This is a genomic window from Mycobacterium hainanense (assembly GCF_041890355.1).
In the GTDB taxonomy this organism is placed as follows: domain Bacteria; phylum Actinomycetota; class Actinomycetes; order Mycobacteriales; family Mycobacteriaceae; genus Mycobacterium; species Mycobacterium hainanense.
Window position 1 is genome coordinate 1,566,669 of the sequence record NZ_CP169059.1, and the last position, 20,136, is coordinate 1,586,804.

Genomic DNA, 20,136 nt, shown 5'->3' on the forward strand with positions numbered 1-20,136 from the left:
CCGGCAGCAGGCTGAGCAGAAGCAGGGTAGCGGTGCGGCGTAACTCGAGGGCGCTGGCCGTGGCGGCTTCAGCCTTGGCGATCCTGATGCCTACGGTTGCGGCGTGCTCCGATTCGGGGGGCAACAAACCGGGCGCGACGTCGTCGACGGCGCCGGGGAGTTCGGAGGGCCACCACGGGCCGATGTTTCCGCAGTGCGGCGGCATCAACGATCAGACGGTGGCGGAGCTGACCAAGGTGACTGGCCTGATCAACACCGCCCGAAACTCCGTCGGCTGCCAGTGGCTGGCCGGCGGCGGCATCCTCGGCCCGCACTTTTCGTTTTCCTGGTATCGCGGCAGTCCTATCGGGCGTGAACGCAAGACCGAGGAGCTGTCCCGCGCCAGCGTCGATGACATCAACATCAACGGCCATGGGGGCTTCATCGCCATCGGGAACGAGCCCAACCTGGGTGACTCGCTGTGCGAGGTGGGCATCCAATTTCAGGATGACTTCATCGAATGGTCGATCAGCTTCAGCCAGAAGCCGTTCCCGCCGCCGTGCGACATAGCCAAGGAATTGGCGCGTCAGTCGATTGCGAACTCCAAATGACCCGAAGTAGCGTCCGCGCCTTTGTCGCCGTCTTGATCACCGCGCTGGTCGTGCTGACCGGATGTTCGAGGTCCATCGCGGGCAACGCCGTGAAGGCCGGCGGTCCGACGCGCAACAACAACTCCCAGCAGCAGTACCCCAACCTGCTCAAGGAGTGCGAGGTGCTCACCAGCGACATCCTCGCCAAGACGGTGGGTGCTGACCCGCTCGACATTCAGAGCACCTTCGTCGGCGCGATCTGCCGGTGGCAGGCGGCCAACCCGGCCGGCCTGATCGACATCACCCGGTTCTGGTTCGAGCAGGGCAGCCTGAGCAACGAGCGCAAGGTCGCCGACTTCCTCAAGTACAAGGTCGAGACGCGGAACATTGCCGGGATCGATTCGATCGTGATGCGCCCCGACGACCCGAACGGCGCCTGCGGGGTGGCCAGCGACGCGGCCGGCGTGGTCGGGTGGTGGGTCAATCCTCAGGCGCCCGGCATCGACGCCTGCGGTCAGGCGCTCAAGCTGATGGAACTGACGCTGGCCACCAACTCGTAGCGGCTAGCGCGGCACCTCGAAACCGATCAGCGCGGCGCGGCCGAGTTCGAGGCGCTTCCATCCGGACGTGACCGTCAGCACGGCGATGGCCGACGTCGGAAACTTGACGGAAATGCGTTCCGCCACGGCGACATCGGTGCCAGCACCGCCGAGGCCGAGGGCCACCGCGGACATCGTCGGCTCGTGGCCGATGACGAGCAGCGTCTCGACTTGGTCGCTGACCGTGTTGATTTCCTCGATCATCGTGCCGGGGGTCGCGTCGTAGAGCCGCTCGCTGTACCGCACCGGGGCATCGATGCGCGCGGTGGCCAACGTCTGCCGGGTGCGCGCCGCGGTGGAACACAGCACGGCGTCGATGGCCGGGGCGTTGGCGCGCAGCCAGTCGCCGGCGAGGCCGGCTTCGCGGGTTCCGCGCGGCGCCAACGGCCTCTCGTGGTCGACGACGCCGGGCGGGTAGTCAGACTTCGCGTGACGCATCAACAGCAACGTGCGCTGGTCTTCCACGGAGGTCACGCTAACTAATCAGGAACGACTACCGCTATGCCGCGTCGTCATCGTCTTCGCCGGGGAGCAGTTTTTCGGGGTGGTGGAAGGTGTTGGTGCGGGGTTGGCCGCGGTCCAGGTGCGGGGGTGGGATCCATTCGGTGTCTCCCCTTGCGTTCTTGCGGGTGCTCCATCCGCCGGGTTTGAGCAGGCGGTGATGGGGTCCGCAGGCGAAGGTGAGGTCGTGGATGTCGGTGCGCCGGGTTTTGGCGTAGTCGGTGACGTGGTGAACTTCGGACAGGTAGCCGGGCACGGTGCAGCCCGGAGCCGAGCAGCCGCGGTCGTTGGCGTAGAGGACGATGCGTTGGCCGGGGGAGGCCAGCCGTTTGGTGTGGTAAAGGGCCAAGGGTTTCGCGTTGTCGAAGACGACCAGATAGTGGTGGGCGTGGCGGGCCAGCCGGATCACATCGCTCATCGGCAGTATGCTGCCGCCACCGGTCAAACCACGGCCGGCGGCGGCCTCGAGATTTTGCAGCGTCGTGGTGATGACGATCGAGGCGGGTAATCCGTTGTGGCGGCCCAACTCTCCCGAGGCGAGCAGCGCCCTGAGGCTGGCGTTGAGTGCGTCGTGGTTGCGCTGGGCGGTGCTGCGGGCGTCGCGGTCGATCGCCTCCTGGCTGGGGGCGCCGTCCACTACCGGGGTGTCGTCGAGCGGGTTGCACATGCCCGGGGCGGCCAGTTTGGCCAGCACGGCCTCCAGGGTGGCGCGCAGTTCGGGGGTGAGCAGGCCGCGCAGCTCGGACATGCCATCGGGGCCCTGCCGGCCCAGGATCAGGCCGCGGCGCCGCGCGCGCTCGGCGTCGGTGTAGCTGCCATCGGGATTCAGGCAATCGGCCACGTGGTCGGCCAGTGCGGCCAATTGCTCGGGCCGATAGTGCGTTCCGTGGGCGGCCAGGTCGGCCTCGACGGCTTGGCGGGTGGCGAAGTCCACGCAGCCGGGCAGCCGGTGAAAGAACCGACGAATCACCGCCACCTGACCGCCGCCCAGGGTGCCGGCGCGCTGGGCTGCCGCGGTGGCCGGCAGCATCGGCGCCAACGGTTCCCCGGTCAACCCGCGGCGCGGGCCCAAATCCACCGCTTCCTTGACCCGCCGTGACGCCTCGGCGCGGCTGATCAACGTCGCCTCGGCGACCGCGTGCGCCAGCGTGCCGCCTAACTCCTCGGGGGTGGCTTGATGGGCCAGGTTGTTGATCAGCGGATGCTCGAGCGCCGGCAACTGGCGGCGCACCTGCTCGCAGCGTTCCAGCATCGCCAGCTGCTGCTGCACCGTCATCGCCTCCACCGGCAACGCGCGGGCACGGGCCAACACGCAATCCAAGTCGTCAAACACCGCCTCGGCGTCGGGATGACCACTGGGACTCATACCGCCAAACTAGCCACCCCCACCGACAACAAAGCCCCCAAAACCGCCACAGACGCACACTCAAAAAATTGGCGCGAAAAAAGATTCTGCCCGCGTCCCCCGGCGCTCGCAGTGGCGCCGCCAAAAAGCGCAAATTCGCCGCTCGGAGACCTGCCGGGCGAGGTCCCGCGTCTTGTCGGTGCGCGGATCTAAGCTCGCGATGCCCTGGTAATCACGCAGTCCGAAAGGGAGCCGCCGCCATGCGATTCCTGCACACCGCCGACTGGCAGCTCGGCATGACCCGGCACTTCCTCGCCGGCGATGCTCAGCCCCGGTACTCGGCTGCCCGACGTGATGCGGTGTCCGGTCTGGGGGCGCTGGCGGCGGAGGTGGGCGCCGAATTCGTCGTGGTGTCCGGCGACGTCTTCGAACACAACCAGCTTCCCCCGCAGGTTGTCGGGCAGTCGTTAGAAGCCATGCGCGCCATCGGGGTTCCGGTCTACCTGCTGCCGGGCAACCACGACCCGCTCGATGCGTCTTCGGTGTACACCAGCGCGCTGTTCACCGCCGAACGACCGGACAACGTGGTCGTGCTCGACCAGGCCGGCGTCCATCAGGTCCGGCCCGGGCTGGAGATCGTCGCGGCGCCTTGGCGATCCAAGGCGCCGACCACCGACCTGGTCGCCGACGTTCTCGAAGGCCTCACGCCCGAACCGGTCACCCGGATCCTCGTCGCGCACGGCGGGATCGACGTCCTGGACCCGGACCGCGACAAGCCCTCCCTGATCCGGCTTGCCGCCTTGGACCAGGCGCTGGCCACCGGCGCGGTGCACTATGTCGCGCTGGGGGATAAGCATTCACGCACCAATGTCGGTGCCAGCGGCCGGATCTGGTACTCCGGATCGCCGGAAGTCACCAACTTCGACGACGTGGAATCCGACCCCGGTCATGTCCTCGTCGTGGAGATCGACGAGACCGACCCGCACCGCACCGCCTCCGTGGAATCGCGGCACGTCGGCCGGTGGCGCTTCGTCACCCTGCACCACCAGGTCGACACTCGCCGCGACATCGCCGACCTCGACCTGAACCTGGACCTGATGACCGACAAGGACCGCACCGTGGTGCGTCTGGCACTCACCGGTTCCCTGACGGTCACCGACCGTGCGGCGCTGGATTCCTGCCTGGACAAGTACGCGCGGTTGTATGCCTGGCTCGGCCTGTGGGAACGCCGCACCGATCTGGCGGTCATTCCGGCCGATGGCGAATTCAGCGATCTGGGTATCGGGGGATTCGCCGCCGCGGCGGTCGACGAGCTGGTGGCGACCGCCCGCGAGGGAGACTCCGACACCGCTGTCGACGCGCAGGCGGCGCTGGCGCTGTTGCTACGCCTCACCGACCGGGGCGCCGCATGAAGTTGCATCGCCTGACCCTGACGAATTACCGCGGCATCACGCACCGGGAGATCGAATTCCCCGACCACGGTGTCGTCGTGCTGTGCGGCGCCAACGAGATCGGCAAGTCGTCGATGATCGAGGCCTTGGACTTGCTGCTGGAGTCCAGGGACCGCTCGACGAAAAAAGAAGTCAAGCAGGTCAAGCCCACCCACAGCGACGTCGGGTCGGAGGTGAGCGCCGAATTGAGCTGCGGCCCTTATCGTTTCACCTACCGCAAGCGGTTTCACAAGAGGTGCGAAACCGAGCTGACGATCCAGGCGCCCCACCGCGAGCAGCTCACCGGCGACGAGGCGCACGAACGGGTCCGCGCGATGCTGGCCGAGACGGTGGACAGCGATCTGTGGCATGCCCAGCGGGTATTGCAATCGGCCTCGACCGCCGCGGTGGATCTGTCAGGCTGCGACGCCCTTTCGCGCGCGCTCGACGTGGCGGCCGGGGACGCCGCGGCGTTGTCCGGCACCGAGCCGTTGCTGATCGAACGCATCGACGCGGAGTACGGACGCTACTTCACCCCCACGGGGCGTCCCACGGGCGAATGGGCCGCGGCGATCGCCCGCCTGGCCGACGCCGAGGCCGCGGTCGCGGAGTGCGCGGCGGCCGTCGCCGAGGTCGACGAGCGGGTGGGTCGGCACGCGGCCCTGACGCAGCAGGTGGCCGACTTGTCCCAGCAGCGCATCGCCGCGCGCCCCCGGCTCACCGCCGCGCAGGAGGCCGCGGAAAGGGTCGCCGAACTGACCGGCCAGGCGCGCGAGGCCGAGTTGGTGGCCAAAGCGGCGGCGGCGACGAGCGCCGCGGCGACCACGGCCCGCAACTCACGCCTGCAGTTGCTTGCCGAAATCGACACTCGTACAGCGGCTGTCGCGGACGCACAGGCCCAAGCGCAAGAAGCCGCCGACGCGTGCGCGGCGGCGCGGGAGCAGGCGGAGGCCGCCGAGGCCGCGGCTCAGCAGGCCGCCGAGGCCGTCGCGGATCTGCAGTGCCGCGCCGAATCCGTCCGCCGCACGGTCGCGCAGCTCGCCGACCGTGAGGAGGCCGACCGGCTGAGCGCCCGACTGGCCAAGATCGACGCCATCCAGCGCGACCGCGACCGAGTGTGCGCGGAACTCGGCGAGATCACCATCACCGAGCAGCAGCTGCGCCGAATCGAGGGCACGGCGGCCGCGGTCGATCGCATCGGCGACCAGCTGGCGTCGACGTCGGCGGCGGTCGAGTTCACCGCCGCAGCGGACATCGAGCTGTCCATCGGTGGCGAACGGATCGCGTTGTCCGAGGGCCAGACCTGGTCCATCACGACCACCGGGCCCACCGCGGTCCAGGTCCCCGGCGTCCTGACTGCGCAGATCACCCCGGGCGCAACCACCCTCGATGTGCAGGCGAAACACGCTGCGGCGCAAGAGGAACTGGCGGCCGCGTTAGCCGAGGGACGGGTGGCCGACCTGGCCGCGGCACGCACCGCCGATCAGCATCGCCGCGAACTGCAGGGCACCCGCGACCAACTGAACGCCACGCTGGCCGGCCTGTGTGGGGATGAGGAAATCGACGAGCTGCGCTCTCGACTCGCGCTGCTGCGCGCCGCGCAACCGGTCGAGGCCGACAGCCCGGCGACGGACATCGGAGCCGCCCGCGACGAGCTCGACGCGCTTCAGACGGCCGTCCAGGCCGCGACGGCCGAATGCGACGACCGCCGCCGCAACGCCGCCGCCGTCACTGCCCGGCTCACCGAGTTGGTCACCCGCGCAACGGTTCTCGAGAACGCGCTGAAGAACCAGCGCGGCGAGCTCGACGCCGCCACCGACCGGCTGGCCCAGGAGCGGGCGTCGGCCGGTGACGACGAACTCGCGTCGGCGGCGGATGCGGCACTGCACGCGGCGCTGACCGCCGAACGTCGGCACGCCGAACTCGTGGAAGCACTCGCGACGGCAAGCCCGGACGCGGTGAACGCCGAATTACGCGCCGCAATCACCGAGACCGACCAACTGCGCGAGCGCTACGAAGAGTCCGCGCGCGCGTTGCGCGAGATCAGCATCGAACTCTCGGTGATGGGCAGCGAGGGCCGGCAGGGCAAGCTCGACGCCGCGGAAACCGAACGCGAACACGCCGCCAGCGAGCACATCCGGGTGGGCAGCCGGGCTCGGGCGGCACGGCTGCTGCGTTCCGTGATGACGCGTCACCGCGACACCACCCGACAGCGGTACGTCGAGCCCTACCGCGCCGAACTGCAACGGCTGGGCCGCCCGGTGTTCGGTCCCACGTTCGAGGTCGAGATCGACAGCGACCTCTGCATTCGCAGCCGCACGCTCAATGGCGTCACGGTGCCCTACGACTCCCTGTCGGGCGGGGCCAAGGAGCAACTCGGCATCCTGGCCCGGCTGGCCGGGGCCGCCCTGGTCGCCAAGCAGGACGCCGTTCCGGTGGTCGTCGACGACGCGCTGGGATTCACCGACCCCGACCGGCTGGCGAAGATGGGCGAGGTCTTCGACACGGTGGGCACTCACGGCCAGGTCATCGTGCTGACCTGCAGTCCCGACCGGTACGACGGCGTCAAGGGCGCCCACCGCATCGATCTCAGCGCCTAGCGCCCGCGCTGAGTTGCGTCGACCACGCCGGGCGCGGTGCCGGTCGGCAGGCCCGGCAGAATGGTGTGATGGCGGGCCGACACCGATGACCATGAACGCTAAACGGCGCCGGGTGCAGGAGAAGCTTGCGGCATTGCCCGGTGTGCGGCCCGTGCGCCGGCCGGTCTCGCCGGACAGTAGCGAAGAGTTCGACCTGTACTACGTGCGCACCGGCCGGAAGTCGGCACATCCGCTGGTCATCATCCCGGGGGGCCCTGGGGTGGCGTCGGTGCAGATGTACAAGGGGCTGCGGCGCCGCGCCGCCGCGGCCGGCCTGGACGTCATAATGATCGAACACCGCGGCGTGGGCATGTCGCGGCACGACGACTCCGGCGCGGACCTGCCCCCCGAGGCGATCACCGTGAACCAGGTCGTCGACGACATCGCCGCCGTGCTCGACGACGCCCACGTCGACTCCGCCGTCATCTACGGTGCGTCGTACGGGACCTACATCGCCTCCGGGTTCGGCGTGCGCCATCCGGGCCGGGTGCGCGCCATGATCCTCGATTCGCCGCTGCTGTCGCGGCACGACATCGTGATCGTGCGCCGCGCCATTCGCAGGCTGTTACTCAGGGGCGACAGCCCGGAAACGGCCGCGCTGGCGCCCAAAATGCGCAAACTCGTCGACGCGGGGGTGATGACCGCGGCGGCCACCCAGGTCGTCGCCACGATCTATGGCTACGGCGGCGCCGAGCTGCTCGAGCGGCAACTCGACCTGCTGCTGGACGGCCGAAAGCTGTTGTGGTGGGCCCTGTCCCGGTTCGCCACCCTGAGCAACCTGCCGTATCGCTACGAGGAAGACCTGGTCAGCCGCATCGCGTTCCGCGAACTGAACTACGCCGCCGAACCCGATGGGCTACCGCTCGATCCCGCCGTCGCGGAACGCGAAGCACGCACGCAGACAGCCACTTTCGAGGATGAACCCTATGACCTGGTGGCCGAGATGCCGCACTTTCGCTGGCCTACCGTGGTGGTCTCCGGCGGCCGCGATCTCATCACTCCGCCGGCGGTCGCCGAGCGCGAGGCCGCGCTGCTGCCCAACGTGGTGCTTTTGAAACTGCCCACCATGGCGCACAGCGCGCTCGATTTCCGCGAGCCTGCCGCGATCGCCATCGCGCTAGCTGTGTGGCGCGGAGACATCGACGGGCTCGGCGCGACAGCGCCTGCGCTCGACGCCCTTCCGGCGCGCCCCGAGCTGCGCCTGCTGTGGAAGGCGATCGGGGTGGCCGCGACCGTGGAGGGCGCCCTGCCGATCCCGGCGCCGCTGCGCCGCCGGATCAGCCACGCATGAACCCGATGGCGGTGTAGCGCAGGTCGCCGAGACCGGCGGCGCCGAAATTTGCCAGCGTGCTGCGCACGGCGACGTCGCCGGGGGACTGCGTCAGCGGCAGGCTGAACCCCTCGGCCCAGATCAGCTTGTCGAGGTCGTTGGCCAGTGCCCGCGCCTTGCCGGGATTGAGCTCCTCGAGTGTCCGCTCTATCGCCTCGTCGATCTGCGGGCTGCCGATCTTGCCGAAGTTGCTTTCCCCGGTCGACAGGTAGATCTGGCTGAGCGCCGAGAGCGGGAACGCGTCTCCGAGCCAACCGAATTGGGCCATGTCGAAATCCCCGACGTTGATGTAGTTGGTGAAGAACCCGCTGCCCGACCGGGCCACCAGTTCCAGTTTGACGCCGATCTGCGCCAGACTGTGCTGCGCGATCTGGGCGAACTGCCGGCTGCCCTGGGCGTCGTAGAACAGATCGCGGATGACAAGCTGGCGGCCGTTCTTCTCGCGGAACTGCCCGTTGAGCTTCCAACCCAGCGCGTCCAGCTCCCGCCTGGCGGCGTCCGGGTCGTAGGGGACGACCGCGCTGTTGTCCTGGTAGCCCTTCTGGCCCGCGACATAGACGTGGTTGCCCAACGCCACGGGATCACTCGTCAGTCCGTATTGGACGACCTTGGCGATGGTGCGCCGGTCGATGCCCTTGGACACCGCGAGGCGCAGCGCCTTGTCGGACAGGATGGACCCGGGCGCGCCGTTGAAGGTGAAATGGGACCAGGCGGGGGCGGGGGCACGCCGGATCGAGATTCCCTTCGTGCGCTGCGCGATGGTCAGCTGGTCGACGGTGCCGACACCGGACGCGTCGATGGTGTTGTTCTGCAACGCGGGCAGCCGCGCGGCGTCGTCGAGCACCAGGTAGGTGATGTTGTCCAGACGCGGCCGTGCGCCCCACCATTTCGGGTTGCGGGACAACACGATCCGCTGTGTCGTGCGGTCCAGCGACGTGACGATGAAGGGGCCGGCCGACGGACCCGGCCCCAGGAGTTGGGCCTTGTTGAATGCCTCCGGGGTGGCCGTCATGCTCTTGGGGAACAGCATGCCGTTACCGGCGAACATGCCGCGCCACTCGGCGTACGGCTTGGCGAAGGTGACCACGGCCTGCCGGTCGTCGACGCCCGGGGTGACCGACGCGACGCGGTCGGCGCCGCCGGGACCTGCGATCTCGAACGTCTTGTCGGCCCCGCTCAACGCGTGGATCTGGCTGGCGATGTCTTCCCAGGTGATCGGTGTGCCGTCGGACCACACGGCCCGGGGGTTGATGGTGTAGGTCACCACCTGCGGCGCGGTGCCGGTGAGTTCGACGCGGGTGAAGTAATCGGTATCGACGGTGGTCGATCCGTCCGCGCCGAGGATGAACGCACGCGGCAGGGTGGCCTTCATCATCGCGGCGACTTCGGCCGAATTGCCGTCGATGTGCAGGACGTTGAAGTTGGGCGGGAAGTCGCTGAGCGCGAGCCGCAGGCTGCCCCCGTCTTGCAGCGTGGCCGGGTCCTGCGGGTTGATGTCGCTGGTGGTGCCGATCTGGGCGTTCTGGCCGCTCTGCGGCGCCAAGTTGATGGCCGGTGAGCATCCGGAGAAGGCAAGCGCCATCACGACGAGCGCCGTCGCGGCCCGCCTAGACACGCTTGCCCGGATTCGGTTGGGGCACGGCCCCCAGCAGTCGCCGGGTGTACTCGTGCTGCGGGTTGTCGAATACCTGCTGGCTGTCGCCCTGTTCCACGATCGTGCCGGCATGCATCACCACCACCTGGTGCGCGAGGTGTTTGACCACCGAGAGGTCGTGGGAAACGAAGAGATACGACAGGCCGAACCGCTCTTGCAGGTCGAGCAGCAGGTTGATGATGCCCGCCTGGATGGAGACGTCAAGGGCGGAGACCGGTTCGTCGAGCGCCAGGATCTTCGGCTGCAGTGCCAGTGCGCGCGCGATACCGATGCGCTGCTTCTGGCCCCCCGAGAACTCGGCGGGATACCGGGCCGCGTCGGCCCGGCGCAACCCTACGATGTCGAGCAGTTCGGCGACGCGCGCGTTGGTCTCGTCCTTACCGAATCCGTTGGCCGACAACGGTTCGGCGAGTAGCTCGAACACGGGCAGCCGTGGATCCAGTGAGGCCACCGGGTCTTGGAACACAACCTGGATGTCGCGACGCAACGACCGTCGGCGCGACTCGCTCAGCGTGGCGACGTCGGCGCCGAGGACCTCGATCGATCCGGATTGGGGCGCAACGAGTTCCAGGATCTCGTGCAGGGTGGTCGACTTGCCGGAGCCGGACTCGCCGACGATGCCCAGGGTGCGACCCTGCCGCAGCTCGAAGCTGACGCCGTCGACCGCGCGGACCTCACCGACGGTGCGGCGCAACACCACGCCCTTCGTCAGTTGGAACGTCCTGACCAGATCGCGCACGCGGACGACCACCGGCGAATCGCCGGCCACCTCCCCCCGCGCGGAGGTGTTGACGCCGTAGATGTCGGCGGCGGTGCGTCCGCTGACCTGATCGGTGCGGATGCAGGCCGCCCGGTGATCCACACCGACCGGCAGCAGATCCGGTTCGGCGGTGCGGCATTCGTCGATGGCCAGCGGGCAGCGCGGCGCGAACGGACAGCCCGGCTCCAGCCCCACCAACGACGGCGGCGCGCCGGGAATGGGCACCAACCGGGTGCCCTGCACCGCGTCGAGCCGCGGCACCGAGCCCAACAGCCCTACGGTGTAGGGCATTTGGCGATCGCGGTAGAGATCGTGCACGCCGGCGGATTCGACGACCCGGCCGGCATACATCACCAGTGCCCGGTCGGCGAACTCGGCGACCACACCCAGGTCGTGGGTGATGATCAACACCCCGGCGCCGGTGATGTCGCGAGCGGTCTTGAGCACCTCGAGGATCTGCGCCTGAACGGTGACGTCCAGTGCCGTGGTCGGTTCGTCGCAGATCAGCAGATCCGGGTCGTTGGCGATCGCGATCGCGATCACCACCCGCTGGCGCTCACCACCGGAGAGCTCGTGCGGAAACGCACGGGCGCGCCGCTCCGGCTGGGCGATGCCGACCAGCTCGAGCAGTTCCACCGCGCGCCGGCGGGCGGCGTTCTTGCCCACGTTCGGCTGGTGGATCTCGATCGCCTCGGCGATCTGGTTGCCGACGGTGTAGACGGGCGTCAGCGCCGACATCGGGTCCTGGAACACCATGCCGACGGTCTTGCCGCGGAAGCGAGACATCGCGTCGTCGCCCAGGCCGAGCAACTCGGTGCCGTGCAAGCGCACCGAGCCGCGCACCCGTGCGTACTCGGGCAGCAGGCCCACCGCCGCCAGTGCCGAAACCGATTTACCCGAACCGGATTCGCCGACCATGGCCACGACTTCGCCCGGGGCGACGTCGTAGCTGATGCCGCGCACCGCGGTCACCGGTTGGTCGGCCGTCGGAAAGCTGACGGCCAGGTCGGTGACCTCCAGCAGGGCGTTCACCGGGCACCACCGCGCAGCATGCTGCTGCCTGGGTCCAGCGCGTCGCGCAGACCGTCCCCGGTCACGTTGGCGCACACCAGGATCAACACCAGCACGCCCGCCGGAAACAGGAACACCCACGGGAATGTCGTCGCGGACTGGGTGCCGTTGGCGATCAACGTGCCCAGCGAGACGTCCGGTGGCTGGATGCCGAAACCGAGGAAGCTGAGCCCAGTCTCGGCCAGGATGGCCGAGGCGACGTTGAGGGCGGCGTCGATGATCAGGATGGAGGCTACGTTGGGCACCACGTGGCGCAGGATGATGCGGCGGCTGGACACGCCCATGTACCTTGCGGCCCTGATGAATTCACGCTCGCGCAGGCTCATGGTCATGCCGCGGACCATGCGTGAGCTGATCATCCAGCCGAATCCGGCGAGCAGCAGGACCAGCATCAGGATGTTGGCCGAGCTCTTGGTTCGCGGTGTGACGATCGCGATCAGGATGAAGCTGGGCACCACCAGCAGCAGGTCGACCAACCACATCAGCGCCCGGTCTCGCCAGCCCCCGAAGTAGCCCGCGATCGATCCGACGGTGGCGGCGATGCCGGTCGAGATGACGGCCACGCAGACACCGATCAGCATCGACTTCTGCATGCCCCGCAGGATCTGCGCCAGCAAGTCCTGGCCGAGCGCGTTGGTGCCCAACCAGTGCCGGGTGTTCGGGGGTTGCAACAACGCGTCGAAATCGAGGTCGTCATAGGAGTACGGCAGCACCGCGGGCAGCGCGTAGCAGCCGACGAACAGCAGCGCCAACAGCGTCAGCGCCGCGACCGCCAACCTGTTACGCACGAACCTGCGCAGCACCAGGGTGCGGCGCGACGTGAACCCCGCCGGATTTGGGGTCGTAATCCCTTGGGCGCCATCGACTTTAGCCTCGGGCGTCATGACACCCGCACCCGGGGATCGAGGGCCGCGTAGAACACATCCGAGAGCAGACCCGCTAGCAATACCACCGTGCCGGAGAACAGCGTGATCGCGGCGATGATGTAGGTGTCCTGCGTCGCGATGCCCTGCACCAGCCATTCGCCCATGCCGTGCCAGCCGAAGATCTTCTCCACGAACACCGCGCCGGTGACCAGCCCGGCGACCCCGTAGGCGAACAGGGTGGCCAGCGGGATGAGCGCCGTGCGCAGCCCGTGTTTGACCAGCGCGCGCCGGCGGGTGAGCCCCTTGGCGCGTGCGGTGCGAATGAAATCCTGGCCCAGTACGTCGAGCATCGCGTTGCGTTGGTAACGGCTGTATCCGGCGGCGGCGGCCAACGTCAGCGTGAGCGTGGGCAGAATCAGATGTCGCAACCGGTCTACCAGCTGGTGCCAGGGGCCACCACTCACGCCGGGCGAGGTTTCCCCCGTGTAGTCGAAAAGGTGCGCGCCCAGAGCCCAGTTCACCCGCAGGGCGGCGAGGATCAACAGGTTGGCGATGACGAACGTTGGGGTGCTGAGCACGAGTAGCGCCACCATGGTGACGAGGCGGTCGCTGAGTCGGTACTGGCGGATGGCGCCCCAGGCGCCGGCCGCGATGCCAAGGATGGTGCCGGCCAGCGATCCGACGACCAGCAGCCGCAGGGTGACCCCGACCCGGCGCCAGAGGGTGGCACCGACGGGCTGTCCGGTGATGGTCTTGCCGAAGTCGCCACGCACGGCGTGCGAGGCCCACTGCGCGTAGCGGATCGGGATCGGTTTGTCCAGGTTGAGGGAGCGGGCCTTGGCGTCGATGACCGACTGCGGTGGGCGTGGGCTGCGCTGCAACAGGCTGTCCAGCGGTCTGAATGCCACCGACGTCAGGCAGAACGTCAGGAACGAGGCCAGGGCCAGCAGCACGACATAGTTGAGCAACCGGCGCGCCAAGAAACGAATCATTCCCAACCGCACCGCCCGTCTCGCATTGGGACAGGTTAACGAGCCCAGCCGGCACCGGCCCGGTGCGCCGACCGGATCCTTGTGATCCGGCTGATTTTCATGCCTCAATATTCGGTGGGCCGTTGTTAACATCCCACCGCGGTGCTGCGAACTCCCGAGGAGGCTGACGTGACGGTTACCGAGGATTACCTGGCCAACAACGCGCAATACGCCAGCACCTTTCAGGGCCCGCTGCCGATGCCGCCCGCCAAACACGTCGCGGTCGTCGCCTGCATGGACGCCCGCCTCGACGTCTACCGCGCCCTCGGCCTCAACGAGGGCGAGGCGCACGTCATCCGCAACGCCGGCGGGGTGGTCACCGACGACGTCATCCGCTCGCTGGCCATCAGTCAGCGGTTATTGGGGACGCGGGAAATCATCCTCATCCACCACACCGACTGCGGGATGCTCACCTTCACCGACGACGACTTCAAGCGCACCATTCAGGAAGAGACCGGCGTCAAGCCGCCGTGGGCCGCCGAAGCCTTCCCCGACGTGGCCGAGGACGTCCGGCAGTCGTTGCGGCGCATCGAGAACAGCCCGTTCGTCACCAAGCACGAGTCCGCGCGCGGGTTCGTCTTCGACGTCGCCACTGGGAAGCTTCAGGAAATAACGGCCTAGCACTCAGCCGACCTTGTAGGTGGCGAGGGCCTTCGCCACGAGTTTGCCTTCAGCGTCGACGATCTCGGCCTCGCAGTTCACCAGCGACCGCCCCCGCCGCAACACCCGGCCCACGCCGATCACGTCGGTGGCCCGGGCCGGCGCCATGAAGTCCAGGGCCATCGAGACGGTGACGCCCCGCAGCTCCGGGGGTGCCTGCGCGCCGCACCACGCCGCCGCCATGACGGTGACATCGGCGAGGGTGGCGATGGCGCCGCCGTGGACCATGTCACCGATCGTCACGTTGGAGGGATCCCACGGCAGCCGCAGGCGCACCTCCTGGTCGTCGAGCCGGTCGGCGACGATGCCCAGCTTCGCGACGAACGGTGATTGGGGGAGGAACTGCGCGATGACGGCGCGGCCGCTCGGAGGCGGGCCGGCCGGTGCAGAGTCGGAGGTCATCCGTTCATGTTTTCGCACCGGGCGCCGACGGCAAAAGGGTCGGCGCCGGTCTCGACCCGATGCCGGCGGATGGCCGTCGCCGGCGCCATGAGGGCGCCCACTTGACAACCGTCGCCCCGAACTGATGCTATGGAGGGCAAATCTGCCAAACTTGACCGACTCTGCCAGGTTTAACCGAGGAAGCCATGACCAGCGATCTGAAGGCGGGTCCCGCCGCCGGCCAGTACGAGCTGAGCCACCTGCGCTCGCTCGAGGCCGAGGCGATCCACATCATCCGGGAGGTGGCCGCCGAGTTCGAACGGCCGGTGCTGTTGTTCTCCGGCGGCAAGGACTCCATCGTCATGCTGCACCTGGCGCTGGGCGCGTTTCGCCCCGGGCGGTTGCCGTTCCCGGTGATGCACGTCGACACCGGCCACAACTTCGACGAGGTGATCGCGACGCGCGACGAGCTGGTCGCCGAGCATGGGGTGCGCCTGGTGATCGCCTCGGTCCAGGAGGACATCGACGCCGGCCGCGTGGTCGAGCCGAAGCAGGGACGCAACTCGATTCAGACCGTGACGCTGCTGCGCGCCATCCGGGAGAACAAGTTCGACGCGGCGTTCGGCGGGGCCCGCCGGGACGAGGAGAAGGCGCGCGCCAAGGAGCGGGTGTTCAGCTTCCGTGACGAGTTCGGTCAGTGGGACCCGAAGGCGCAGCGCCCCGAGCTGTGGAACCTGTACAACGGCCGGCACCACAAGGGCGAGCACATCCGGGCCTTTCCGCTGTCCAACTGGACCGAGTTCGACATCTGGTCTTACATCGGCGCGGAGAACATCGCGCTGCCCTCCATCTATTACGCCCACCGGCGCAAGGTGTTTCGCCGCGACGGCATGCTGCTGGCGGTCGACCGGCACATGCAGCCGCGCGACGACGAGCCGGTGTTCGAAGCGACGGTGCGTTTCCGCACCGTCGGAGACGTGACCTGCACCGGGTGTGTGGAGTCGACGGCCGCGACGGTGGAGGAGGTCATCGCCGAGACCGCGGTGTCCCGGTTGACCGAGCGCGGGGCCACCCGGGCCGACGACCGGATCTCGGAAGCCGGGATGGAAGACCGCAAACGGCAGGGGTACTTCTGATGGCCACACCCACCACGCTGCTTCGCCTGGCCACCGCGGGTTCCGTCGACGACGGCAAGTCCACGCTGATCGGCCGCCTGCTCTACGACTCCAAGGCCGTCATGGAGGACCAATGGGCGGCGGTGGAGCAGACGTCCAAGGAACGCGGCCACGACTACACCGACCTCGCACTGGTGACCGACGGCTTGCGCGCCGAGCGCGAGCAAGGCATCACCATCGACGTCGCCTACCGCTATTTCGCCACGCCCAAGCGGAAATTCATCATCGCCGACACCCCGGGCCACATCCAGTACACCCGCAACATGGTGACCGGTGCGTCGACCGCCCAGCTGGTGATTGTTCTCGTCGACGCCCGGCACGGGCTGTTGGAGCAGTCCCGCCGGCACGCCTTCCTGGCATCGCTGCTGGGCATCCAGCACATCGTGCTGGCCGTCAACAAGATGGACCTGATCGACTGGGACAAAGAGAAATTCGACGCCATCCGCGACGAATTCCACGCCTTCGCCGCCCGCCTGGATGTGCACGACGTCGCCACCATCCCGATGTCGGCGCTGCACGGCGACAACGTGGTGACCAAGTCTGACCAGACGCCCTGGTACGAGGGGCCGGCGTTGCTGTCGCACCTGGAGGAGGTCTACATCGCCGGCGACCGCAACCTGGTCGACGTGCGGTTCCCCGTCCAGTACGTCATCCGGCCGCACACCCGCGAACATCAAGACCACCGCAGCTATGCGGGCACCGTGGCCAGCGGGGTCATGCGCCCCGGTGACGAAGTCGTCGTTCTGCCGATCGGCAAGACCACCCGGATCACCGCCATCGACGGGCCGAATGGTCCTGTGGAAGAAGCCTTTCCGCCGATGGCGGTATCTATCAGCCTGGCCGACGAGATCGACATCTCGCGCGGTGATCTCATCGCCCGGACCAACAACCACCCCCGCGTCACCCAGGAATTCGACGCGACCGTGTGCTGGATGGCCGACGACGCGACGCTCGAGCCCGGGCGGGACTACGTCATCAAACACACCACCCGCACCACCCGCGCGAGGGTGACCGGGCTGGACTACCGGCTCGACGTGAACACCTTGCACCGCGACAAGGCCGCAACGGCGTTGCAGCTCAACGAACTCGGCCGCATCTCGCTGCGCACCCAGGTGCCGCTGCTGCTCGACGAGTACACCCGCAACGCCAGCACCGGATCGTTCATCCTCATCGACCCGCACACCAACGGCACGGTCGCGGCGGGCATGGTGCTGCGCGACGTCTCGGCGCAGACGGCAAGCCCGAACACCGTGCGGCACAGATCGTCGGCCGTGGCCGAGGCCCGGCCGCGGGGCAAGACGGTGTGGTTCACCGGGCTCTCGGGGTCCGGCAAGTCGTCGGTGGCCATGCTCGTCGAGCAGAAGCTCCTCGAAAAGGGCGTCGCCGCTTACGTTCTCGACGGCGACAACCTGCGCCACGGCTTGAACGCCGACCTGGGATTCAGCATGGCCGACCGCGCCGAGAACCTGCGCCGGCTGGCACATGTGGCGGCGCTGCTCGCCGACTGCGGCAATGTCGTGCTGGTGCCGGCGATCAGCCCGCTGACCGAGCAACGCGAGATGGCTCGTAATGTGCACGCCGCCGCGGGTTTCGACTTCGTCGAGGTGTTCTGCGACACCCCGATCGAAGAATGCGAGCAGCGTGATCCCAAGGGGCTGTACGCCAAGGCCCGCGCGGGCGAGATCGCACATTTCACCGGCATCGACAGCCCTTATCAACCGCCGGCGAATCCCGAGCTGCGGCTGACCCCGGAGCTCAGCGTCGAGGAGCAGGCGCAGCGGATCGTCGACCTGCTCGAATCGCGCGCTTAGCGCACGGCTGCGACTGATTGCCGCTGCCGGGTGGCACAATCCTCAGAGTGCGCATGTCGGCGAAGGCGGAGTACGCGGTACGGGCCATGGTCCAGCTCGCCACGGTCCCCGCCGGGACGTTGGTGAAGACCGACGACTTGGCCCAAGCGCAGGGCATTCCGCCGCAGTTCCTCGTCGACATCCTGACCAATCTGCGCACCGACCGCCTGGTGAGAAGCCATCGGGGCCGCGAAGGCGGCTACGAACTGGCCCGGCCCGGCAGCGAGATCAGCATCGCCGACGTGCTGCGCTGCATCGACGGGCCGCTGGCGAGCGTGCGCGACATCGGTCTGGGCGACCTGCCCTACTCGGGGCCCACCGCGGCACTCACTGACGTGTGGCGGGCGCTGCGCGCCAGCATGCGCTCGGTGCTGGAGGAGACGACGCTGGCCGACGTCGCCGCCAACGCGCTGCCGAAACACGTCGCGCAATTTGCCGACGACTACCGGACGCAGGAAAGCGCGCGGCACGGCACGCCCCGCGCCGGCGAATAGGCGCTACCGCTGGCCGCCCGACCCGTAGGGTCGGGTGAGAATCTCCATGGCATGGCCCGACGGGTCCAGGAAGTACACCCCGCGCCCGCCGTCGTTGTGGTTGATCTCGCCCGGTCGCTTGGCGCCGGGGTCCGCCCAATGCTCGAGGCCGCGTGACCGGATCTTTCCGTAGATGGTGTCGAACTCCTCCTCGGACACCAGGAAGGCGTAATGCTGCCGCGGGATCTCCGCGCCCTCGGGAGCGTCCGCGTAGTCGAGGTTGGCGCCGTGCTCGAGTTGGACAACCATGAAGTGGCCGAACGGTTTTGGGCCGGGGAGCCCGAACAACTCGGTGAGAAACTCCGCGGACTCCCGCTTGTCGCGGGAGGCGACGATGGTGTGGTTGAAACTGATGGCCATGGATTCCATCCTATTTCGGCGCGGTGAGCTCCAGGGCGATGTTGTCGGGGTCGCGGAACTGCAGGATGTAGGACGGGCCGATGTCCTTCACCGGCTCGTGCGCGATTCTCAGCTCGTCGAGATGCGCTGCCGCGGAGTCCAGTTCGTCCTTGCTGGCGACCCGGAACGCGATATGGTCGAGCCCGGCACGATCCTCGTGGAAGCGGTCGGTGGCGACCGGCCGCAGCCCTAGCAGGGTGCCACCGAGGTCGTAGATGACGCCACCGAACAGGAAGCTCAGCTGTTTGCGGGTCGCTTCGTCGGCGTTGTCGGGGACTTCCAGCAGCACCGGCCAGCCGAACACGCTCTCGTAGAACTGCCGAGATTGCTCGATATCGGTGACGGTGAGGCGAACGTGCGCGATGGAACTGCTGGTGAAACCCATCTGCTCCATGCTGCCACCTGCACCACCCAATGTTGAGCGTCATGCCAGAATCGCCGCGTGCGAATTGCGATGACGCTGCCGGTGATGGAGCCGGACTTGAACGCCGGAGTTCTTCAGGACTGGGCGCGCGCGATCGACGACGGCCCGTTCTCGTCGTTGTGCTGGGGCGAGCGCATCGCATTCGAGAACCCGGACAACCTCACCCTGCTGGGGGCGCTGGCCGCCTGGACGCGCCGGGTGCGTCTGCTGACGACGGTGATCGTGCCGCAGCTGCACGATCCGGTCATGCTGGCCAAGGCGCTCGCTACCGGGGACATGCTGTGCGGCGGCCGGCTGAGCGTGGGCGTCGGTGTGGGCGGGCGGCACGAGGACTACCACGCCGTCGGCGCCGACCCGGCGACCCAGACCATGCGCGACATGGCCGAACGCGTGGCCGTGATGAAGCGGGTGTGGGCCGGCGAAAAGCTCACCGAGTCGGTCCTGCCGGTCGGGCCCGCGCCGGTGCAGCCCGGCGGTCCGCCGCTGTTCGTCGGCAGCATCGGCCCGAAGACCATCCGCAGCGCCGCGTCCTGGGCCGCCGGACTGGCGGGGACGACGCTGGATCTGGACGTCGCCAAGCAGAACGAGTTGTTTGACGTCGCCCGCGACGCGTGGGCGCAGGCGGGCAAAGGCAAACCGCACCTGGTGACGTCGTTCTGGTTCGCGTTCGGGTCGTCCGAACAGTCCCGGGCCCAAGTGCATCGTCATCTGCGGCGCTACATGAACTGGATACCGCCGGAATACGTCGACGCCATGGCGCCGACCACCGGCTGGGCGGGCACCGAGGCACAGCTGCTGGAGGTGCTGCGCAAGTTCGAGGCCGTCGGCACCGACGAGGTACAGCTCATCCCGACGAGCTCCGACCTCGACCAGCTGAGTCGCGCGGCGGACGTGGCCGGCCGGCTCTAGGGGTCGGGTC

At 68.3% G+C, this 20,136-nt stretch carries 19 protein-coding genes; 10 read left to right on the forward strand and 9 right to left on the reverse strand.

Going from position 1 to position 20,136, the window contains the following annotated elements; genetic code table 11:
• The first annotated feature begins 86 nt into the window (after nucleotides 1-86).
• A complete protein-coding gene (locus ACEL92_RS07470; protein WP_374026118.1) occupies nucleotides 87-590 on the forward strand; it encodes a DUF3558 domain-containing protein in 504 nt (167 codons plus the stop codon).
• A complete protein-coding gene (locus ACEL92_RS07475; RefSeq protein WP_374024983.1) occupies nucleotides 587-1,129 on the forward strand; it encodes a DUF3558 domain-containing protein in 543 nt (180 codons plus the stop codon). The genes ACEL92_RS07470 and ACEL92_RS07475 overlap by 4 nt, the downstream gene beginning before the upstream one ends.
• A 3-nt stretch (nucleotides 1,130-1,132) precedes the next feature.
• On the opposite strand, the gene ACEL92_RS07480 is transcribed toward ACEL92_RS07475, so the two are convergent.
• Complete coding sequence (locus tag ACEL92_RS07480) at nucleotides 1,133-1,633, reverse strand: histidine phosphatase family protein (RefSeq protein ID WP_374024984.1); 501 nt, start codon at nucleotides 1,631-1,633, stop codon at nucleotides 1,133-1,135.
• 34 nt (nucleotides 1,634-1,667) lie between these two features.
• Nucleotides 1,668-3,035 carry an HNH endonuclease signature motif containing protein gene (locus ACEL92_RS07485; protein ID WP_374024985.1) on the reverse strand — a complete coding sequence of 456 codons (1,368 nt, stop codon included), beginning with the start codon at nucleotides 3,033-3,035 and terminating at the stop codon, nucleotides 1,668-1,670.
• A 239-nt stretch (nucleotides 3,036-3,274) separates the two neighbouring features.
• Between ACEL92_RS07485 and ACEL92_RS07490 the strand changes: the two genes are divergently transcribed.
• The 3 genes from ACEL92_RS07490 to ACEL92_RS07500 all read left to right on the forward strand — a co-directional run bounded on the left by ACEL92_RS07490 (nucleotide 3,275) and on the right by ACEL92_RS07500 (nucleotide 8,374).
• The gene (locus ACEL92_RS07490; protein WP_374024986.1) at nucleotides 3,275-4,426 is read left to right on the forward strand and encodes an exonuclease SbcCD subunit D; all 1,152 of its coding nucleotides are present in this window, start codon (nucleotides 3,275-3,277) and stop codon (nucleotides 4,424-4,426) included.
• Complete coding sequence (locus ACEL92_RS07495; RefSeq protein ID WP_374024987.1) at nucleotides 4,423-7,044, forward strand: AAA family ATPase; 2,622 nt, start codon at nucleotides 4,423-4,425, stop codon at nucleotides 7,042-7,044. The genes ACEL92_RS07490 and ACEL92_RS07495 overlap by 4 nt, the downstream gene beginning before the upstream one ends.
• An 85-nt stretch (nucleotides 7,045-7,129) precedes the next feature.
• Nucleotides 7,130-8,374, forward strand: a complete 1,245-nt coding sequence (locus ACEL92_RS07500) for an alpha/beta hydrolase (RefSeq protein ID WP_374024988.1) — start codon at nucleotides 7,130-7,132, stop codon at nucleotides 8,372-8,374.
• On the opposite strand, the gene ACEL92_RS07505 is transcribed toward ACEL92_RS07500, so the two are convergent.
• The 4 genes from ACEL92_RS07505 to ACEL92_RS07520 are packed head-to-tail and all read right to left on the reverse strand — an operon-like array spanning nucleotide 8,361 to nucleotide 13,756.
• Nucleotides 8,361-9,995, reverse strand: a complete 1,635-nt coding sequence (locus ACEL92_RS07505) for an ABC transporter family substrate-binding protein (protein WP_374026119.1) — start codon at nucleotides 9,993-9,995, stop codon at nucleotides 8,361-8,363. The genes ACEL92_RS07500 and ACEL92_RS07505 overlap by 14 nt on opposite strands.
• A 25-nt stretch (nucleotides 9,996-10,020) precedes the next feature.
• On the reverse strand, nucleotides 10,021-11,859 hold the full coding sequence (locus ACEL92_RS07510; protein ID WP_374024989.1) for a dipeptide ABC transporter ATP-binding protein: 1,839 nt from the start codon (nucleotides 11,857-11,859) through the stop codon (nucleotides 10,021-10,023).
• Entirely contained in the window at nucleotides 11,856-12,782 is a 927-nt protein-coding gene (locus ACEL92_RS07515) for an ABC transporter permease (protein ID WP_374024990.1), read from the reverse strand. Before ACEL92_RS07515 ends, ACEL92_RS07510 begins: the two co-directional genes overlap by 4 nt.
• On the reverse strand, nucleotides 12,779-13,756 hold the full coding sequence (locus ACEL92_RS07520; protein WP_374024991.1) for an ABC transporter permease: 978 nt from the start codon (nucleotides 13,754-13,756) through the stop codon (nucleotides 12,779-12,781). The genes ACEL92_RS07515 and ACEL92_RS07520 overlap by 4 nt, the downstream gene beginning before the upstream one ends.
• A 168-nt stretch (nucleotides 13,757-13,924) precedes the next feature.
• Between ACEL92_RS07520 and ACEL92_RS07525 the strand changes: the two genes are divergently transcribed.
• Nucleotides 13,925-14,416 (forward strand): beta-class carbonic anhydrase, encoded by a 492-nt coding sequence (locus tag ACEL92_RS07525; protein WP_374024992.1) that lies wholly within the window; start codon nucleotides 13,925-13,927, stop codon nucleotides 14,414-14,416.
• Between the two features lie 3 nt (nucleotides 14,417-14,419).
• On the opposite strand, the gene ACEL92_RS07530 is transcribed toward ACEL92_RS07525, so the two are convergent.
• A complete protein-coding gene (locus tag ACEL92_RS07530; RefSeq protein WP_374024993.1) occupies nucleotides 14,420-14,857 on the reverse strand; it encodes a PaaI family thioesterase in 438 nt (145 codons plus the stop codon).
• 185 nt (nucleotides 14,858-15,042) lie between these two features.
• Between ACEL92_RS07530 and cysD the strand changes: the two genes are divergently transcribed.
• The 3 genes from cysD to ACEL92_RS07545 are packed head-to-tail and all read left to right on the forward strand — an operon-like array spanning nucleotide 15,043 to nucleotide 18,355.
• Nucleotides 15,043-15,972, forward strand: coding sequence for a sulfate adenylyltransferase subunit CysD (gene cysD, locus ACEL92_RS07535; RefSeq protein WP_374024994.1), 930 nt, complete (start codon nucleotides 15,043-15,045; stop codon nucleotides 15,970-15,972).
• The gene (cysC, locus tag ACEL92_RS07540; protein ID WP_374024995.1) at nucleotides 15,972-17,822 is read left to right on the forward strand and encodes an adenylyl-sulfate kinase; all 1,851 of its coding nucleotides are present in this window, start codon (nucleotides 15,972-15,974) and stop codon (nucleotides 17,820-17,822) included. Before cysD ends, cysC begins: the two co-directional genes overlap by 1 nt.
• 47 nt (nucleotides 17,823-17,869) lie before the next feature.
• Nucleotides 17,870-18,355, forward strand: a complete 486-nt coding sequence (locus tag ACEL92_RS07545) for an RrF2 family transcriptional regulator (protein WP_374024996.1) — start codon at nucleotides 17,870-17,872, stop codon at nucleotides 18,353-18,355.
• A gap of 3 nt (nucleotides 18,356-18,358) precedes the next feature.
• On the opposite strand, the gene ACEL92_RS07550 is transcribed toward ACEL92_RS07545, so the two are convergent.
• A complete protein-coding gene (locus ACEL92_RS07550; protein ID WP_374024997.1) occupies nucleotides 18,359-18,754 on the reverse strand; it encodes a VOC family protein in 396 nt (131 codons plus the stop codon).
• A 10-nt stretch (nucleotides 18,755-18,764) separates the two neighbouring features.
• Nucleotides 18,765-19,178 (reverse strand): VOC family protein, encoded by a 414-nt coding sequence (locus ACEL92_RS07555; protein WP_374026120.1) that lies wholly within the window; start codon nucleotides 19,176-19,178, stop codon nucleotides 18,765-18,767.
• A gap of 69 nt (nucleotides 19,179-19,247) precedes the next feature.
• Between ACEL92_RS07555 and ACEL92_RS07560 the strand changes: the two genes are divergently transcribed.
• Nucleotides 19,248-20,126: an LLM class flavin-dependent oxidoreductase gene (locus tag ACEL92_RS07560; protein ID WP_374026121.1), complete on the forward strand. Its 879-nt coding sequence runs from the start codon at nucleotides 19,248-19,250 to the stop codon at nucleotides 20,124-20,126.
• The last annotated feature ends 10 nt before the right edge of the window (nucleotides 20,127-20,136 follow it).

What these genes read in the sequence shown, in the direction of transcription:
- ACEL92_RS07490 (WP_374024986.1), top strand. Translation starts at nt 3,275, where the DNA reads ATGCGATTCCTGCACACCGCCGACTGGCAGCTCGGCATGACCCGGCAC.
- ACEL92_RS07530 (WP_374024993.1), bottom strand. Translation starts at nt 14,857, where the DNA reads ATGACCTCCGACTCTGCACCGGCCGGCCCGCCTCCGAGCGGCCGCGCC.
- ACEL92_RS07560 (WP_374026121.1), top strand. Translation starts at nt 19,248, where the DNA reads ATGACGCTGCCGGTGATGGAGCCGGACTTGAACGCCGGAGTTCTTCAG.
- ACEL92_RS07515 (WP_374024990.1), bottom strand. Translation starts at nt 12,782, where the DNA reads ATGACGCCCGAGGCTAAAGTCGATGGCGCCCAAGGGATTACGACCCCA.
- ACEL92_RS07505 (WP_374026119.1), bottom strand. Translation starts at nt 9,995, where the DNA reads ATGGCGCTTGCCTTCTCCGGATGCTCACCGGCCATCAACTTGGCGCCG.
- ACEL92_RS07550 (WP_374024997.1), bottom strand. Translation starts at nt 18,754, where the DNA reads ATGGCCATCAGTTTCAACCACACCATCGTCGCCTCCCGCGACAAGCGG.
- ACEL92_RS07555 (WP_374026120.1), bottom strand. Translation starts at nt 19,178, where the DNA reads ATGGGTTTCACCAGCAGTTCCATCGCGCACGTTCGCCTCACCGTCACC.
- cysC (WP_374024995.1), top strand. Translation starts at nt 15,972, where the DNA reads ATGGCCACACCCACCACGCTGCTTCGCCTGGCCACCGCGGGTTCCGTC.
- ACEL92_RS07500 (WP_374024988.1), top strand. Translation starts at nt 7,130, where the DNA reads ATGACCATGAACGCTAAACGGCGCCGGGTGCAGGAGAAGCTTGCGGCA.
- ACEL92_RS07520 (WP_374024991.1), bottom strand. Translation starts at nt 13,756, where the DNA reads ATGATTCGTTTCTTGGCGCGCCGGTTGCTCAACTATGTCGTGCTGCTG.
- ACEL92_RS07470 (WP_374026118.1), top strand. Translation starts at nt 87, where the DNA reads ATGCCTACGGTTGCGGCGTGCTCCGATTCGGGGGGCAACAAACCGGGC.
- ACEL92_RS07475 (WP_374024983.1), top strand. Translation starts at nt 587, where the DNA reads ATGACCCGAAGTAGCGTCCGCGCCTTTGTCGCCGTCTTGATCACCGCG.
- cysD (WP_374024994.1), top strand. Translation starts at nt 15,043, where the DNA reads ATGACCAGCGATCTGAAGGCGGGTCCCGCCGCCGGCCAGTACGAGCTG.
- ACEL92_RS07485 (WP_374024985.1), bottom strand. Translation starts at nt 3,035, where the DNA reads ATGAGTCCCAGTGGTCATCCCGACGCCGAGGCGGTGTTTGACGACTTG.
- ACEL92_RS07495 (WP_374024987.1), top strand. Translation starts at nt 4,423, where the DNA reads ATGAAGTTGCATCGCCTGACCCTGACGAATTACCGCGGCATCACGCAC.